The 15,185-nt window shown below is 66.2% G+C and carries 12 protein-coding genes; 9 read left to right on the forward strand and 3 right to left on the reverse strand.

From position 1 onward, the window contains the following. The first annotated feature begins 43 nt into the window (after positions 1–43). The 3 genes from U0042_RS09155 (at position 44) to def (ending at position 4,179) form a co-directional block, all read left to right on the forward strand. On the forward strand, positions 44–1,273 hold the full coding sequence (locus tag U0042_RS09155; RefSeq protein WP_114810673.1) for a cell division protein ZipA C-terminal FtsZ-binding domain-containing protein: 1,230 nt from the start codon (positions 44–46) through the stop codon (positions 1,271–1,273). A 324-nt stretch (positions 1,274–1,597) separates the two neighbouring features. Further along, positions 1,598–3,649, forward strand: a complete 2,052-nt coding sequence (gene ligA, locus U0042_RS09160; RefSeq protein WP_114810674.1) for an NAD-dependent DNA ligase LigA — start codon at positions 1,598–1,600, stop codon at positions 3,647–3,649. Next, the gene (gene def / locus U0042_RS09165) at positions 3,646–4,179 is read left to right on the forward strand and encodes a peptide deformylase (protein WP_114810675.1); all 534 of its coding nucleotides are present in this window, start codon (positions 3,646–3,648) and stop codon (positions 4,177–4,179) included. Before ligA ends, def begins: the two co-directional genes overlap by 4 nt. A gap of 61 nt (positions 4,180–4,240) precedes the next feature. Here def and U0042_RS09170 read toward each other — a convergent pair whose 3' ends face one another. From U0042_RS09170 to map, 3 genes are all read right to left on the reverse strand, one after another. Then, entirely contained in the window at positions 4,241–6,106 is a 1,866-nt protein-coding gene (locus U0042_RS09170; protein ID WP_114810676.1) for a pseudouridine synthase, read from the reverse strand. Between the two features lie 8 nt (positions 6,107–6,114). Next, positions 6,115–8,688, reverse strand: a complete 2,574-nt coding sequence (locus U0042_RS09175) for a [protein-PII] uridylyltransferase (RefSeq protein ID WP_114810677.1) — start codon at positions 8,686–8,688, stop codon at positions 6,115–6,117. 71 nt (positions 8,689–8,759) lie between these two features. Next, complete coding sequence (map, locus tag U0042_RS09180; protein ID WP_114810678.1) at positions 8,760–9,569, reverse strand: type I methionyl aminopeptidase; 810 nt, start codon at positions 9,567–9,569, stop codon at positions 8,760–8,762. 488 nt (positions 9,570–10,057) lie between these two features. On the opposite strand from map, the gene rpsB reads away from it, so the two are divergent. The 6 genes from rpsB (at position 10,058) to U0042_RS09210 (ending at position 15,182) form a co-directional block, all read left to right on the forward strand. Then, entirely contained in the window at positions 10,058–10,810 is a 753-nt protein-coding gene (gene rpsB, locus U0042_RS09185; RefSeq protein WP_017778137.1) for a 30S ribosomal protein S2, read from the forward strand. A 230-nt stretch (positions 10,811–11,040) separates the two neighbouring features. Next, complete coding sequence (gene tsf / locus U0042_RS09190) at positions 11,041–11,922, forward strand: translation elongation factor Ts (protein WP_114815045.1); 882 nt, start codon at positions 11,041–11,043, stop codon at positions 11,920–11,922. 219 nt (positions 11,923–12,141) lie between these two features. Continuing rightward, complete coding sequence (gene pyrH / locus U0042_RS09195; RefSeq protein WP_017778139.1) at positions 12,142–12,855, forward strand: UMP kinase; 714 nt, start codon at positions 12,142–12,144, stop codon at positions 12,853–12,855. Between the two features lie 106 nt (positions 12,856–12,961). Then, positions 12,962–13,522: a ribosome recycling factor gene (frr, locus tag U0042_RS09200; RefSeq protein ID WP_114815046.1), complete on the forward strand. Its 561-nt coding sequence runs from the start codon at positions 12,962–12,964 to the stop codon at positions 13,520–13,522. 62 nt (positions 13,523–13,584) lie between these two features. Beyond that, a complete protein-coding gene (gene uppS / locus U0042_RS09205; protein WP_026122117.1) occupies positions 13,585–14,367 on the forward strand; it encodes a polyprenyl diphosphate synthase in 783 nt (260 codons plus the stop codon). Further along, entirely contained in the window at positions 14,361–15,182 is an 822-nt protein-coding gene (locus tag U0042_RS09210; RefSeq protein WP_114815047.1) for a phosphatidate cytidylyltransferase, read from the forward strand. Before uppS ends, U0042_RS09210 begins: the two co-directional genes overlap by 7 nt. Positions 15,183–15,185 lie beyond the last annotated feature (3 nt).

The raw sequence follows: 15,185 nt of genomic DNA on the forward strand, positions 1-15,185 counted from the left end.
TGCGCGGCGCATCGCCCGAAGAAGAATTGCTGATGGAGCATGCATGGACGAGTTGACCCTCGGTTTGACCGGCGCGGGTGCCGTGGTGGTGGCCGGCGTGGTGGCGTATAACGCCTGGCAGGCAGCGAAAGTGCGCCGCAGGATGCCGAGGCCGATGCCGGCCGAGACCGCCGAAACGCTGGCCCGCGAAGATCACGAGAACCAGAGTCCGTTCATCGAGCCCGCGCGGCCCGTGACACGCCGCGAACCGACGCTGGCGGGCAGCTCGGGCGAGGAAGCGGAGGAGCGCATCGAGCCGGGCTTCGGCGCAGCGGCACCGCTCGATGTGCCCGCGGACATTCAGGCGGAAACCACGTCGCCCAACGGAGGCTTTGCCGAGCCGCAGCCTGCCGAAGGCGACGACGAACGCACCGAACCGGTGTTGCCCACGGCCACGACCATTTCTGCGGCGCCGCCCGCCGTGGTGGATCGCCGCATCGACTGCATCGTGCCCATCCGGCTCGCTGCGCCGGTGCCTGCGGAGCGCATCATTCCGCTCGCGCAGCGCCTGCGCCGTGCGGGAAGCAAGCCCGTGCACATCGAGGGCAAGCCGGACGGCGACGGTGCGTGGGAGCTGCTGCAGAACGGCGCACGCTACGAGGAATTGCGCGCCGCTGCCCAGCTCGCCAACCGTAATGGTCCGCTCAACGAGCTGGAGTTCTCCGAGTTCGTTTCGGGCGTGCAGCAATTCGCGGACGCGCTCGATGCCGCCCCCGAGTTTCCGGACATGATGGAAACCGTATCGATGGCACGCGAGCTGGACGGCTTCGCCGCGCAGTGCGACGCGCAGCTCTCGATCAACGTGATGTCGGACGGCGCGCCGTGGTCGGCCAACTACGTGCAGGCGGTCGCCTCTCAGGACGGCCTGCTGCTCTCGCGCGACGGCACCCGTTTCGTGAAGCTCGACGCGAAGCAAAGCCCGGTGTTCATGCTGCAGTTCGGCGACACCAACTTCCTGCGCGACGACCTCACGTACAAGGGCGGCCAGATGATCACGCTGGTGCTCGATGTGCCCGTGGCCGACGAGGACATCCTGCCGTTCCGCCTGATGTGCGACTACGCGAAGTCGCTTGCCGAGCGGATTGGCGGCCGCGTGGTGGACGACCAGCGCCGCCCGCTGCCCGAGGCAGCTTTCCTTGCCATCGAAAAGCAGCTGATGACGCTCTACGCGAAGCTCGAGCAAGCCGGCATTCCTGCCGGTTCGGCCGCCACGCGGCGGCTCTTCAGTCAGTAATGCCAGCGCCCGGTTCACTGTTTCTCCCTTTATCGCATCTTCATAGCGCCGCTCACCGTAGACGGTGAGCGGCGGCAACCTGCGGAGTCCCGAAATAGCGCACGCCGCTGCGTGCCTGGCAGGTGGAACGTTTCGCGTTAAACCTGCCGGCGAGACTCGTTCGTCCTGCACGCTGTCCATCCGTGATGGGCGCCTACCCAGCGCATGGAGAAGACGATACCGACCCGCACCGCGCCGGTGAAGCTGTCCTTTTGGCCGATGCCACGGCGGCGGCTTCCTGCGATAATCTGACCACTCAATTTCCTTCCGAACCCCGCCAACAGCATGGCCCGAACGACTGCCCGCGAACCCGTCCACGCATCCGCTGCCGAGCGCGCCGCATGGCTGCGCAACGAGCTCGAACGCGCGAACTACGCGTACTACGTGCTCGATCAGCCGGAACTGCCGGATGCCGAGTACGACAGGATGTTCGTCGAGCTGCAGCAGATCGAGGCTGAGCATCCGGACCTCATCACGCCGGAGTCGCCTACCCAACGCGTGGGCGGCGAGGTGGCGAGCGGTTTCGAGCCCGTGGTGCACGACGCACCCATGCTGTCGCTGAACAACGGTTTCGAGGACGAGGACATCGTCGCCTTCGACCGACGTGTGTGTGAGACGCTGGACGTGACGCAGGTCGATTACGCGTGTGAGTTGAAATTCGACGGGCTCGCTATCTCGTTGCGTTACGTCGACGGGCAATTCGTGCAGGCCGCTACGCGAGGCGACGGCACGACGGGCGAGAACGTCACCGAGAACGTCCGCACGATTCGCTCCATTCCCCTCAAGCTCAAGGGCAAGCGTATTCCGAAGGTGCTCGACGTGCGCGGCGAAGTGCTGATGTTTCGCCGTGACTTCGAGCGACTCAACGAGCGTCAGCGCGAGGCGGGGCAGCGCGAATTCGCGAACCCGCGCAACGCCGCGGCGGGCAGCTTGAGGCAGCTCGATACGCGGATCACGGCGCACCGTCCGCTCTCGTTTTTTGCCTACGGCATCGGCGTGCTCGACGGCATGGAGATGCCCGCGACGCACAGCGAACTGCTCGACTGGTATGTGGAACTCGGGCTGCCCGTGAACAGCGAGCGGCGCGTGGTGCAGGGCGCGGAAGGACTGCTCGGGTTCTTTCGCGCGATCGGAGAGAAGCGCGACAACCTGCCGTATGACATCGACGGCGTGGTCTACAAGGTGAACCGCCGCGACCAGCAGGACGCACTCGGTTTCGTTTCGCGCGCGCCGCGCTTCGCGCTCGCACACAAGTTTCCCGCACAGGAAGCGCTGACGAGGCTCCAGGCCATCGATGTGCAGGTGGGCCGCACCGGCGCCATTACGCCCGTCGCGCGCCTCGAGCCGGTATTCGTGGGCGGCGTGACGGTCACGAATGCGACGCTGCACAACGAGGACGAGGTGCGCCGCAAGGACATCCATATCGGCGACACGGTCGTGGTGCGTCGTGCCGGCGACGTGATCCCGGAAGTGGTGAGCGTGGTGCTGGACCGGCGCCCCGAAGACGCTCGCGCGTTCGTCATGCCCACGCATTGCCCGGTATGCGGGTCGCGCATCGAGCGGCTGCCCGACGAGGCCGTGGCGCGTTGCACGGGCGGGCTCTTCTGTCCGGCGCAGCGCAAGCAGGCGCTCTGGCATTTCGCGCAGCGCCGCGCCATGGATATTGATGGTCTCGGCGAGAAGGTGATCGACCAGCTGGTCGACCAGAACCTCGTGCGTACGCCGGCCGATCTGTTCAGCCTGGGCTTTTCCACGCTAGCCGCTCTCGATCGCTTTGCGGACAAGTCGGCGCAGAATCTGCTGGATTCGCTGGAAAAAGCCAAGAAGACGACGCTCGCGCGGTTCATCTACGCGCTCGGCATCCGTCATGTGGGCGAGTCCACCGCGAAAGATCTCGCGAAGCATTTCGGTTCGCTCGATCCGATCATGAGCGCGTCGGTGGAGGCGCTACTGGAAGTGAACGACGTGGGCCCCGTGGTGGCCGAGTCGATTCACCAGTTCTTTGCAGAGGAACACAACCGCACCGTGATCGAGCAGTTGCGGGCGCCCGGCAGGGTGACCTGGGCAGAAGGGCCGCCCGCGCCCAAGGCACCGCAAGGCGTACTCGCGGGCAAAACGGTGGTGCTGACGGGTACGTTGCCGAATCTCACGCGCGAAGCGGCGAAGGAAATGCTGGAGGCCGCGGGCGCCAAGGTGGCGGGATCGGTATCGAAGAAAACGGATTACGTGGTCGCGGGTGCGGACGCGGGCAGCAAGCTCGCGAAGGCCGAGGAACTCGGCGTTTCCGTACTCGACGAAGAGGGTATGCGCAAGCTGCTGGAGGGTCACACGCCATGATTCGCGAAATTCTCAGAATGGGCGATCCGCGCCTGCTCGGCATCGCACGCCCGGTCGATCATTTCGACACGCCCGAGCTGCACGAGCTCATCGCCGACATGTTCGACACCATGCACGATGCGAACGGTGCGGGGCTCGCGGCACCCCAGATCGGCGTCGATCTGCAGGTGGTGATTTTCGGCTTCGGCCAGAACGAGCGTTACCCCGACGCGCCGCCTGTGCCGGAAACGGTGCTCATCAATCCGATCATCCATCCGGTGTCGCAGGATCAGGAGGAAGGCTGGGAAGGCTGTCTCTCGGTGCCCGGGCTGCGCGGTATGGTGAACCGCTTTTCGATGATCCGCTACGAAGGATTCGATCAGTTCGGCAAGCCCATCGATCGCGTCGCGGAGGGTTTTCACGCACGCGTGGTGCAGCACGAATGCGATCACCTGATCGGCAAGCTGTACCCCATGCGGATCACGGACTTCTCGAAGTTCGGCTTTACCGAGGTCCTCTTTCCGGACCTCGATCCGGGTCAGGACGACTGAGGTGTGCCGGGCGCAGCAGGGCTCGTTGCCTGCTGCGCACGTTGCGGCACATTGGGAACGGTCAGAACGATTCGTCCGGCGTCATGTAACGCCATTGGCCTTGCGGCAATGCGCCCAGCGTCACGCGGCCCATCCGCACGCGTTTGAGGCCCACCACCTTCAGGCCGACCAGTTCGCACATGCGGCGAATCTGCCGCTTCTTGCCTTCGCGCAGCACGAAGCGCAACTGCTCGCCGTTTTGCCAACTGACCATCGCAGGTTTGAGCGCGACGTCGTCGAGCGAGAGGCCGTGACGCAGCATCGCGAGGCTTGCCGCGGGGAAGTGCTGGTCGATGTCGGTGCTCAAGTCGCCGTACGTCACGCGCACCAGATATTCCTTGTCGACGTCGGACTGTTCGCCGATCAACTGCTTCGCGACGCGGCCGTCCTGGGTCAGCACCAGGAGGCCGGTCGAATCGATGTCGAGACGGCCGGCGGGCGCGAGCGTGCGCAGATGCAACGGCGAAAAGCGGATGCCGGAGCGGTCGCCGTCCCAGTGGTTGGCCGGGGTCACGAGCGTGGCCGCGGGAGGGTAGCCGTCCTCTGCCTGTCCGGAAACGAAGCCCACCGGCTTGTGCAGCAGGATCGTCACCTGGCGGGCTTGCGCCGCGCGCGCAGCCGGGTTGATCTCGATCTGCTGGTCCGGGCGTACCTTGGCGCCGAGCGCATCCACTCGCACGCCGTCCACGAGCACCCACCCTTTTTCGATCCACTCGTCCGCTTCGCGCCGCGAGCACAGGCCCAGTTCCGACATGCGTTTCGACAGGCGCAGCGTTCCTGGCTCGTCTTCATGGAGGCGCACCGCTTCCGACGGGCGGGGCGAGGACCTGCCCTTCGCGGGTGCGGCTGCATCGGTACGCGTAGACGGTCGGCGGGCAGGCTTGCCTGCCGCGGGCGCGCCGCGACCACGGTCGCTTCTTGGGTCGCCGCCACGCTCGCCACCCTCCCTGTACGTGCCTTTCACGGGCTTCGCGTAAGGACGCTCGGCGCGGTCTGTGCCCGCGGAGCCGGCCCGCGGCGTGCGCTCAAATCGGCCGGTGCGCGATTCGGTATCTCGGGCGGGCGCGTCTGCTCGGCGGCTGCCTGGCCCGAAGCCCCGCGCCGGTTCGTCGCGCCGGGATGCTGAGGAGAACGCGCGGCGAGGGCGGTCCGTCGCTGCCGCGCCGCGCACGCCATCCGTCCTGCGTGCCGCGTCGGTTCGCGGCCCGTCCGTTCCGCGAACAGAGCGGCGCGTACCCTCTGTATCACGGGTTGACCCGCGCGGACCCTCGGTTCTGCGATTCGTCGCGCGGTAGCCGCCCTCTGCCTCACGAGCCGGACCGCGCGATTTGCGTTCACCGGCGGGTCCAGATGCGGCCTTCTCGGCGCGTCGGCGCTCTGCACCTGTTGGCTGATCCGCCGCAGCGCCCGCGTGGGGCCGCGACGGACGATCTCCGCCTGCTTCCGCACGAGCCTTAAATTTCCCTTCGGAGCGCGCAAACCCCGAAGCTCTCGGTGCGCCAGGCGCTGACGTTGGGCGTTTGTACCCACCTTCGCGTGCCGCGCCGGTCGGTCGGGCCGCTCCGCGCTCATTGCCGCGATCACGCGCCCGGTCTTCCCATTTTGGGCTGGTTCCCGCTGCGGGCTTCGCGGCCGGCCGAGGCCGTTTCCCGCCCGCGTCCGCGGCGCCGGCTTTCGCGCTTGATTTTGCGCTTGAGCGCGGCCCGGTTCCGCTCGCGGGTCCGGCTGGCCGTTTGGCCCCGCCGAACTTCGGTGCTCCCGCGCCGGTACCTGGTGCGGTCGCCGCAGCGGGGCGGGTGGGTTTGCGCGCGTTCGCGCTACCGGAACGGACGGGGGCGCGCTCGGGCGCTGTCGGCCGCGGATGCTTGGCTGTCAGTTTGACTCGCATGAATTTTTTCAGACTGCGATCGCGCGCAGCAGCTCGGTTTCGACCTGGATCTGGAGCCGGTTATCGGACAGCCCGTGTCCGTCCAGCAGAAACACGTCTTCGACCCGTTCGCCGAGCGTGTTGATCCGCGCCGCGTGGACGCCGACCCGGTGCTCGGCCAGCACGCGTGCGATCGAATAAAGAAGGCCCGGCCGGTCGTTGGCGGACACGGAAAGGATGTAGTACTGACCGCGCTCGTCGGCCCGCAGGTCGACGCGCGGCGTAATGGGGAAGGTGCGCGACAGGCGCGACAGACGGCCCTTCGAGGGCTCGGGCAGCAGCGTGCCCGGCGTGGCCAGCCGTGCCGTCAGTTCCTGCTCGACGAGGTTGGCGATGTCGCGATAGTGGACGTCGCCTTCGGTGTACGCGACGAGGAAGTTGTCGAGCGCGTAGCCGTGCTTCGTCGTACTCACGCGCGCGTCCAGCACGGAGAGACCATTGCGGTCGAAGTACGCGCAGATGCCGGCGAAGAGGTCGGGGCGGTCCTTCAGGTAGACGAGCACCTGCAAGGCCTCGCCGATCGGCGAGGGGCGCGCGCGCACCACGGGCGCTTCCGCCTGCACGTGGCGATACAGCACGCGCGTCTGCCACGCGATGTCGGCCGCGTCGTGGCGCAGGAAGTAGCCCACGTCGAGCTGGTCCCAGAGCGCACGGTGCGCGTGCTCCGGCACGGTTTCGAGCCGCAGCAGCGCGAGCGCCTCTTCCTGGCGGGACTTGAGCTCCGAGTGCGCGTCTGGACGCGCGCCGCCCAGCACGGCCAGCGTGGCGCGATACAGGTCCTCGAGCAGCTTGCCCTTCCAGTTGTTCCATACCTTGGGGCTCGTGCCGCGGATGTCGGCCACCGTCAGGAGGTAGAGCGCTGTGAGCCGGCGCTCGCTGCCGACCAGTTCCGCAAAGCGGCGGATCACTTCGGGGTCGCTCGTGTCCTGCTTCTGCGCGACGTGGCTCATCGTGAGGTGGTGCTGCACGAGCCACACCACGAGCGCTGCGTCGTCGCCTTCGATGCCGTGTTCCCGGCAGAAACGCCGCGCGTCGGCCATGCCGAGCGTGGAGTGGTCGCCGCCGCGGCCCTTCGCGATGTCGTGAAAGAGCGCCGCCACGTAGAGCACCCACGGCCGCTCGAAGTTGGCGATCAACTGGCTGCAGAACGGATACTCGTGCGCGTGCTCGGGCACGGCGAAGCGGCGCAGGTTGCGCAGCACCATCAGGATGTGCTGGTCGACCGTATAGACGTGATACAGGTCGTGCTGCATCTGGCCGACGATGCGCCGGAAGTTCAGCAGGTAGCGGCCCAGCACGCTCGTCTGGTTCATGAGACGCATGGCGTGCGTGATGCCTTCCGGCGCCTTCAGGATCTCCATGAAGAGGCGACGGTTTTCGGCGTCCCGGCGCCAGTGCTGGTCCATTGCGTCGCGCGCGTTGTAGAGCGCGCGCAGCGTGCGTGCCGACAGCCCCTTCACGCCAGGCGTTTTCTCGTAGAGCAGGAACGCTTCGAGGATGGCATGCGGCTCGCGCTGGAACACGTCGTCGCTGGCGATTTCGAGCATGCCCTGTTTCTCGACGAAGTGGTCCGAGAGTACCCGCGTGATGCCGCTCGTCTTCGGGAAGAGCTGCGCCTCGATGTTCTGGATCAGGATCGTGGAGAGCTGCGTCACCGCCTTGGCGGCCCAGTAATACCGGCGCATCAGCTGCTCGCTGGCGCGCCTCGCTCCGCTTGCGCGGTAGCCGAAACTCTCGGCCACGGGCGTCTGCAGGTCGAATACGAGGATGTCCTGGCGGCGTCCCGACACGACGTGTAGCCGGGCGCGCAGCGATTTGAGGAAGCGCTCGTTGCGGCGCAGTTCGCGCGCTTCGCGGCCCGTGATGAGCCCGCGCTGGTCGAGTTCGCGCCAGCTGCTGCCGAAGCCCGCGGCCTGGGTGATCCAGAGGATCAGCTGCAGGTCGCGCAGGCCGCCCGGGCTTTCCTTCACGTTCGGTTCGAGCGCGTACGGGGTGTCCTGGAACTTCGCGTGGCGCTGGCGCATTTCCAGCACCTTCGCCTGGAAGAATGCGCGCGGATCCAGCGCGGCGTGGTAGCAGTGCGAAAAATCGTCGAAGAGGCTGGCGCTGCCCGTGATGAAGCGCGCCTCGAGCAGCGAGGTGCGCACCGTGACGTCGTTCGCGGCTTCCTCGACGCACTGCGAAACCGTACGCACGCTGCTGCCCAGTTCCAGCCCGAGATCCCAGGCGAGGCCGATGAAGCGCTCGATGCGCGCCTCCACGTGCGGCGGATCGTCGGGCAGCAACACCAGGATGTCGACGTCCGAATGCGGCGCGAGTTCGCCGCGCCCGAATCCGCCGACGGCGGCGAGCGTCAGCGCGTCTGGCAGCTCGCAGGCTTGCCAGGCGCGGCGCAGCGTGTCGTCAGTGAGACGCGCGAGCGCCCGCATCAGGGCATCGACGTTGGTGGCGGTGCGGAACCGCTCGAGCAGGGCGGCTTTGGCCGCCTTGTAGTCCGTCCTGAGCGAAGACGTATCGGGAAGGGCGACAGCGGGAACACTCATGGGCGGGCGTGTCGAGACAGAGGACGGAGGACCGGGGAGCGGGGGCAGCAGGCGCTGAGCGGAAAGGCCGCTCAGGCGGCCGCGGCGACGATGTCGGGGCGCGCGGGCGTGCCGGCCGAGACCGTCAGCACCTCGTACCCGGTTTCCGTGACGAGCACCGTGTGCTCCCATTGCGCCGAGAGGCTGCGGTCCTTGGTCTTGACCGTCCACTGGTCGGGCATGGTGCGGATGTCGCGGCGGCCGGCGTTGATCATCGGCTCCACGGTGAAGATCATGCCCGGCTGAAGCTCGATGCCGGTGCCCGGACGACCGTAGTGGAGCACCTGCGGGTCTTCGTGGAACACCGTGCCGATGCCGTGGCCGCAGTACTCACGCACCACGCTGTAGCCGTTGCTCTCGGCGTGCCGCTGGATGGCGTGGCCGATGTCGCCCAGATGGCCGCCGGGGCGCACCTGGTCGATGCCGAGCCACATGCACTCGTAGGTCACCTGAACAAGACGCTTCGCGAGGATCGACCCCTCGCCGACGATGAACATGCGGCTCGTGTCGCCGAAATAACCGTTCTTGATCACGGTGATGTCGATGTTGAGCGCATCGCCGTTCTTGAGCGTCTTGTCGCCGGGAATGCCGTGGCAGATCACGTCGTTGACCGAAATGCAGGTCGCCTTTGGATACGGCGGGTAGCCCGGCGGCTGGTAATTGAGCGGTGCCGGCACGGTGCCCTGGACGTTGAGCATGTACTCGTGGCACAGCCTGTCCAGTTCGCCTGTGGTGGCCCCGGCAGCGACAAACGGCGTGATGTAGTCGAGCACCTCGCTTGCGAGGCGGCAGGCAACGCGCATCTGCGCGATGTCATGTTCGTTCTTGATGGTAATGGCCATGGCGGAGCCCAGGATTGCTGGCTAGCGGCAATAAAACGCAATTATCGCACCTAACGCGCCGTGCCGCAGGGGTTTGGCAAAGGGGGGGAGGGCGTCGGCAGCCCGGCTGGCCGTGGCGGGGAAGGGGCGGGCGGCAGCCTGTCTCGTACGCCTTCGCGCCGCGCCGTCCCGGGCGCTGGTTGAGTCGTGAAACAGTCGCGTGCTATACTTACTGGCTAAGTCGCTCCCGGTTTTCCCGGATTGCAGGTCCGCCCAAAGGTAGTAAGTGGCACGGTCTGCGGAATCCGGCGAATGTGGGGGAGCGGCTTGGACCTGACGCTGCAAGCGTGGGAGGCGGCCTTCCGGGAGTCCCGGTGCCGCACGATCCAGGCGCGCAGCACATTCGCAAGCCGGCGCACCCAGGGTGTCGTCTGCAGGCTTCGCCCGGCAGGGCGGGCTTGCCGCCGATACGGCAGCCGGCTTAAGACCTAACCCTCGCGGAGAATTTCATGGCAGTCACCATGCGCCAAATGCTGGAAGCCGGTGTCCACTTCGGTCACCAGACGCGCTTCTGGAACCCCAAGATGGCCCCGTTCATCTTCGGCCATCGCAACAAGATTCACATCATCAACCTCGAAAAGACGCTGCCGATGTACAACGACGCGCTGAAGTACGTGCGTCAGCTGGCAGCCAATCGCGGCACCATCCTGTTCGTGGGCACGAAGCGTCAGTCGCGCGACATTATCGCTGAAGAAGCACAGCGCGCCGGCATGCCGTTCGTGAACGCACGCTGGCTCGGCGGCATGCTGACCAACTTCAAGACGCTGAAGGTTTCGATCAAGCGCCTGAAGGACATGGAAGCGTCGGTCGAGGCGGGTGAGCTCGAAAAGATGAGCAAGAAGGAAGCGCTGCTGTTCGAACGCGAAATCGCCAAGCTGCAGAAGTCGATTGGCGGCGTGAAGGACATGGGCGGCATTCCCGACGCGATTTTCGTGGTGGACGTCGGCTATCACAAGATCGCCGTCACGGAAGCCAACAAGCTGGGCATTCCGGTGATCGCCGTGGTCGATACGAACCACTCGCCGGAAGGCATCGACTACGTGATTCCGGGTAACGACGACGCCAGCAAGGCCGTCGCACTGTACGCCCAGGGCGTGGCCGACGCGATCCTCGAAGGCCGCGCGAACGCCGTGAACGAAGTCGTTCAGGCCGTGCGCGGCGACGACGGCGACGAGTTCGTCGAGGTCAACGCGGAAGCGTAAGCTGCCCCGTGTCCGGCAAAAAAGGGGGCTTTCTACAGGCCCCCTTTTTTTAAGCTGCGGCGCTGCGCGGAGTCGCTCGGCGCCACGGTGGACCGGACAGCAAGAATGGCCGCCGCAAAGGCGGTCCCGGCCGCGCGGCACGTGTAACAAATGTGTCGCAGCGAAACGAATTCCGGCCGCCGGCATCGAAGTGCGGGCGGTGTGAACAGTCAGATTGCAAGGAGCGAATGATGGCGGCAATTACCGCAAGCATGGTGGCAGAACTGCGCGCGAAGACCGACGCGCCCATGATGGAATGCAAGAAGGCGCTGACCGAAGCCGATGGCGACATGGCCCGCGCCGAAGAACTGCTGCGCGTGAAGCTCGGCAACAAGGCGAGCAAGGCGGCGTCGCGCGTGACGGCTGAAGGCGTGGTGGCGTCGTACATCGGCGGCAACGTCGGCGCGCTCGTCGAACTGAACTGCGAAACCGACTTCGTCGCCAAGAACGACGACTTCAACGCGTTCGCGAAGAAGGTGGCCGAGCTGGTCGCTACGCAGAACCCGGCCGACGTGGCCGCCCTGTCGGCGCTGGCGCTCGATGGCGAGACCGTGGACGCCGTGCGTCTCGCGCTCGTGGGCAAGATCGGTGAAAACCTGTCGATCCGCCGTTTCGTGCGCTTCGAAACCGCCGGCAAGCTGGCCGCGTACCTGCACGGCACGCGCATCGGCGTGCTGGTCGAGTACTCGGGCGCGGACGAGCAGGTCGGCAAGGACGTCGCGATGCACATCGCGGCCATGAAGCCGGTTTCGCTGTCGGCCGACGACGTGCCGGCGGACCTGATCGCGAAGGAGCGCAGCATCGCCGAGCAGAAGGCCGCCGAATCGGGCAAGCCGGCCGAGATCGTGGCGAAGATGGTGGAAGGCAGCGTGCAGAAGTACCTGAAGGAAGTGTCGCTGCTGAACCAGCCGTTCGTGAAGAACGACAAGCAGACCATCGAGCAGATGCTCAAGGCCGGCAATGCGAGCGTGCAGAAGTTCGCACTGTTCGTGGTGGGCGAAGGCATCGAGAAGCGCCAGGACGATTTCGCGGCCGAAGTGGCGGCGCAAGTCGCTGCTGCAAAGCAGCAATAAGCGTTACCGCAACATGTTGTACCCCGCGGCGAGGCAAGACCTCGCCGCGGCCGGCAGCGCCGCAAGGCGCGCCTCGGGCCATCCCCGCCGGCGCGCCGATCGACGGTTGCGCGCACCTCGTGCACGCGCCGGGGCAAATTTGGCGGTGCTTGCCCGAATCAGTATTTCACCCCTACAGTTTCAAGTTATTGTCCCTTTCCGCGCGATCTGGATACCTCCATGCCCACTGCCTATAAACGCGTTCTGCTCAAACTCTCCGGCGAAGCTCTGATGGGCGACGATGCTTTCGGCATCAATCGCGCAACGATCGAAAGAATGGTGGCAGACGTGGCCGAGGTCGTGAAGCTCGGCACGCAGCTCGCGGTCGTGATCGGCGGCGGCAATATCTTTCGCGGCGTCGCGGGCGGCGCGGCCGGCATGGACCGCGCCACGGCGGACTACATGGGCATGCTGGCCACCATGATGAATGCGCTCGCGCTGCAGGACGCCATGCGTCATGCGGGCATCGAGGCTCGCGTGCAGTCCGCGCTGCGCATGGACCAGGTCGTGGAACCGTACATCCGGCCGCGCGCCATTCGTCAGCTGGAAGAGGGCAAGGTCGTGATCTTCGCGGCCGGCACGGGCAACCCGTTCTTCACCACCGATACGGCGGCGGCCCTGCGCGGGTCCGAGATCGGTGCGGAGGTCGTGCTCAAGGCGACCAAGGTGGACGGCGTGTATTCGGCCGATCCGCGCAAGGACCCCGCGGCGACGCGCTACACGACGATCACGTTCGACGAGGCGATCAGCCGCAACCTGCAGGTCATGGACGCCACGGCGTTCGCGCTGTGTCGCGACCAGAAGCTGCCTATCCGCGTGTTCTCGATCACGAAGGCCGGTGCGCTCAAGCGGATCGTCCAGGGCGACGACGAGGGCACGCTCGTCCACGTGTAAACTCTCGGTCACGCGAGAAGGCTCGAACGCGGGTCCGGCGAGGCTTGAAGCTGCCGCAGCGGCGCGCTGGCCGGTCCGCACGTTATGATGGTTCGGAGGTTAGAAAATGGCTGTGGCTGACATCAAGAAGGGCGCCGAGCAAAAGATGCAGCGCTCGATCGACGCATTCAAGAACGATCTCTCCAAGATCCGCACGGGCCGCGCCCACACCGGTCTGCTGGATCACATCCAGGTCGACTATTACGGCTCGCCGGTTCCCATTTCCCAGGTCGCCAACCTCACGCTCGTGGATGCCCGCACGATCGGCGTCCAGCCGTGGGAAAAGAAGATGGTGCCGGTGGTCGAGAAGGCGATCCGCGAATCGGACCTCGGTCTGAATCCGGCCACGCAGGGCGACCTGATCCGCGTGCCGATGCCGGCGCTCACGGAAGAACGCCGCCGCGAACTCACCAAGGTCGTGAAGAGCGAAGGCGAAACGGCGAAGGTCGCCGTGCGTAATCTGCGCCGCGATGCCAACGAGCAACTGAAGAAGCTCGTCAAGGACAAGGAAATTTCGGAAGACGACGAGCGCCGTGCCGGCGACGACATCCAGAAGCTCACGGACCGCTTCGTCGCCGAGATCGACAAGATGGTGCAGACCAAAGAAGCGGAAATCATGACGGTCTGAAGCCGTCGGGCTTTCTTTGCGTCAGTGTTTTCCGTTCCCCAAGCAGTTTGAGTCCGACGGCCATGACCTATACCAGCTCAACCGTTCGCGTGCCTGATGTGACGGCTGTCCCGCGTCACATCGCGATCATCATGGACGGCAACGGCCGTTGGGCGACGCAGCGCCGGTTACCGCGCGTGGCCGGCCATACGCGAGGCGTCGACGCCGTGCGCGCCACGGTGGAAGCCTGTGCGCGCCGCGGGGTCCAGTACCTGACGCTGTTCGCGTTCAGCTCCGAAAACTGGCGCCGTCCCACCGACGAAGTCTCGTTCCTGATGCGTCTGTTCGTCACGGCGCTCGAACGCGAGATCGGCAAGCTTCACGCCAACGGCATCCGGCTGCGCGTAGTGGGCGATCTGTCGATGTTCGACGCGCGCATTCAGGACCTCATCCGCCGGGCGGAAACGAAAACCGCCCGCAATACGCGCCTCACGCTCACCATTGCGGCCAACTACGGCGGCCGCTGGGACATCATGCAGGCGACGAGAAAGCTCGTCGAAGAGGCGGCGCAAACGGGCAACGTGGTGCCGGTCAACGAAGACACGTTCGCCCAGCATCTGGCCATGGCTTATGCGCCGGAGCCCGATCTCTTCATTCGCACCGGCGGCGAGCAGCGCATCAGCAACTTCCTGCTCTGGCAACTCGCCTATACCGAGTTCTACTTCACCGACACCTACTGGCCGGATTTCGACGCGGACGCGCTCGGCCACGCCATCGCTTCCTATGCGGAGCGCGAACGGCGCTTCGGCCGCACCAGCGCCCAGCTGGAGCCGCAATCGCAAAACGTCGATCCCCTTCCATGCTAAAAACCCGTGTCATCACGGCGCTCGTTCTGCTGGCTGTCTTCCTGCCGGTCACGCTGTTTGCGCCCATCGGCGCGTTCGGTGCGCTGATCGGCTTCGTCGTGGTGTTCGCCGCGTGGGAGTGGGCGCGGCTCCTGAAGGCCAACGGTGTGGTGCCGGTGCTGTACGCGGTGGCGGCAGGTCTCGCCGTGGTGGCCAGCACGCGCCTCTCCGATACGCGGCCGCTCTTCGAGGCGGCCGCGATCTTCTGGGTGATCGCCGGCCCCTATGCGCTGGTGCGCAAACCGACGCTTGCCGACGGGGCCTGGCGGCCGTTCCTGTTCGTCGCCGGGCTCGTGCTGTTCGCGGCCTGCTGGCATGCGCTTGTGGCCGCACGTGCCGCGGGCGTGGCGTTCGTGCTGTCGCTGCTGCTCGTGGTCTGGCTCGCCGATATCGGCGCATACTTCTCCGGTAAGGCTTTCGGCCGGCACAAGCTCGCGCCGGCCATCAGCCCCGGCAAGACCTGGGAAGGCGCGGCGGGCGGCTGGCTCGCCGTCATGGTCGTCTCGGCGGCGGCCGCTACGTTGCACGCCTTCGAACCGACCCTTTATTCAGCGCTCTTCGCGCACGCGGGCCCTGTCCGGGCGCTCCTCGCGCTCACGGTGCTGGTCGCATTCAGCGTGGTGGGCGATCTGTTCGAGTCGCTGCTCAAGCGCCAGGCGGGTGTGAAGGATTCCAGCGGCCTCCTGCCGGGGCACGGCGGCGTGCTCGACCGTATCGACGCACTGCTTCCGGTGCTGCCGCTTGCCATGCTTATCGTCGGCCGCAGCGCCGGCTAGAGA

It is taken from the genome of Paraburkholderia kururiensis (genome assembly GCF_034424375.1).
GTDB classification, from domain to species: Bacteria; Pseudomonadota; Gammaproteobacteria; order Burkholderiales; family Burkholderiaceae; genus Paraburkholderia; species Paraburkholderia kururiensis_A.

Bases quoted from the DNA above. Each gene is read 5' to 3' on its own strand.
- U0042_RS09155 (WP_114810673.1), top strand. From the start codon at position 44: ATGGACGAGTTGACCCTCGGTTTGACCGGCGCGGGTGCCGTGGTGGTG.
- ligA (WP_114810674.1), top strand. From the start codon at position 1,598: ATGGCCCGAACGACTGCCCGCGAACCCGTCCACGCATCCGCTGCCGAG.
- def (WP_114810675.1), top strand. From the start codon at position 3,646: ATGATTCGCGAAATTCTCAGAATGGGCGATCCGCGCCTGCTCGGCATC.
- U0042_RS09170 (WP_114810676.1), bottom strand. From the start codon at position 6,106: ATGCGAGTCAAACTGACAGCCAAGCATCCGCGGCCGACAGCGCCCGAG.
- U0042_RS09175 (WP_114810677.1), bottom strand. From the start codon at position 8,688: ATGAGTGTTCCCGCTGTCGCCCTTCCCGATACGTCTTCGCTCAGGACG.
- map (WP_114810678.1), bottom strand. From the start codon at position 9,569: ATGGCCATTACCATCAAGAACGAACATGACATCGCGCAGATGCGCGTT.
- rpsB (WP_017778137.1), top strand. From the start codon at position 10,058: ATGGCAGTCACCATGCGCCAAATGCTGGAAGCCGGTGTCCACTTCGGT.
- tsf (WP_114815045.1), top strand. From the start codon at position 11,041: ATGGCGGCAATTACCGCAAGCATGGTGGCAGAACTGCGCGCGAAGACC.
- pyrH (WP_017778139.1), top strand. From the start codon at position 12,142: ATGCCCACTGCCTATAAACGCGTTCTGCTCAAACTCTCCGGCGAAGCT.
- frr (WP_114815046.1), top strand. From the start codon at position 12,962: ATGGCTGTGGCTGACATCAAGAAGGGCGCCGAGCAAAAGATGCAGCGC.
- uppS (WP_026122117.1), top strand. From the start codon at position 13,585: ATGACCTATACCAGCTCAACCGTTCGCGTGCCTGATGTGACGGCTGTC.
- U0042_RS09210 (WP_114815047.1), top strand. From the start codon at position 14,361: ATGCTAAAAACCCGTGTCATCACGGCGCTCGTTCTGCTGGCTGTCTTC.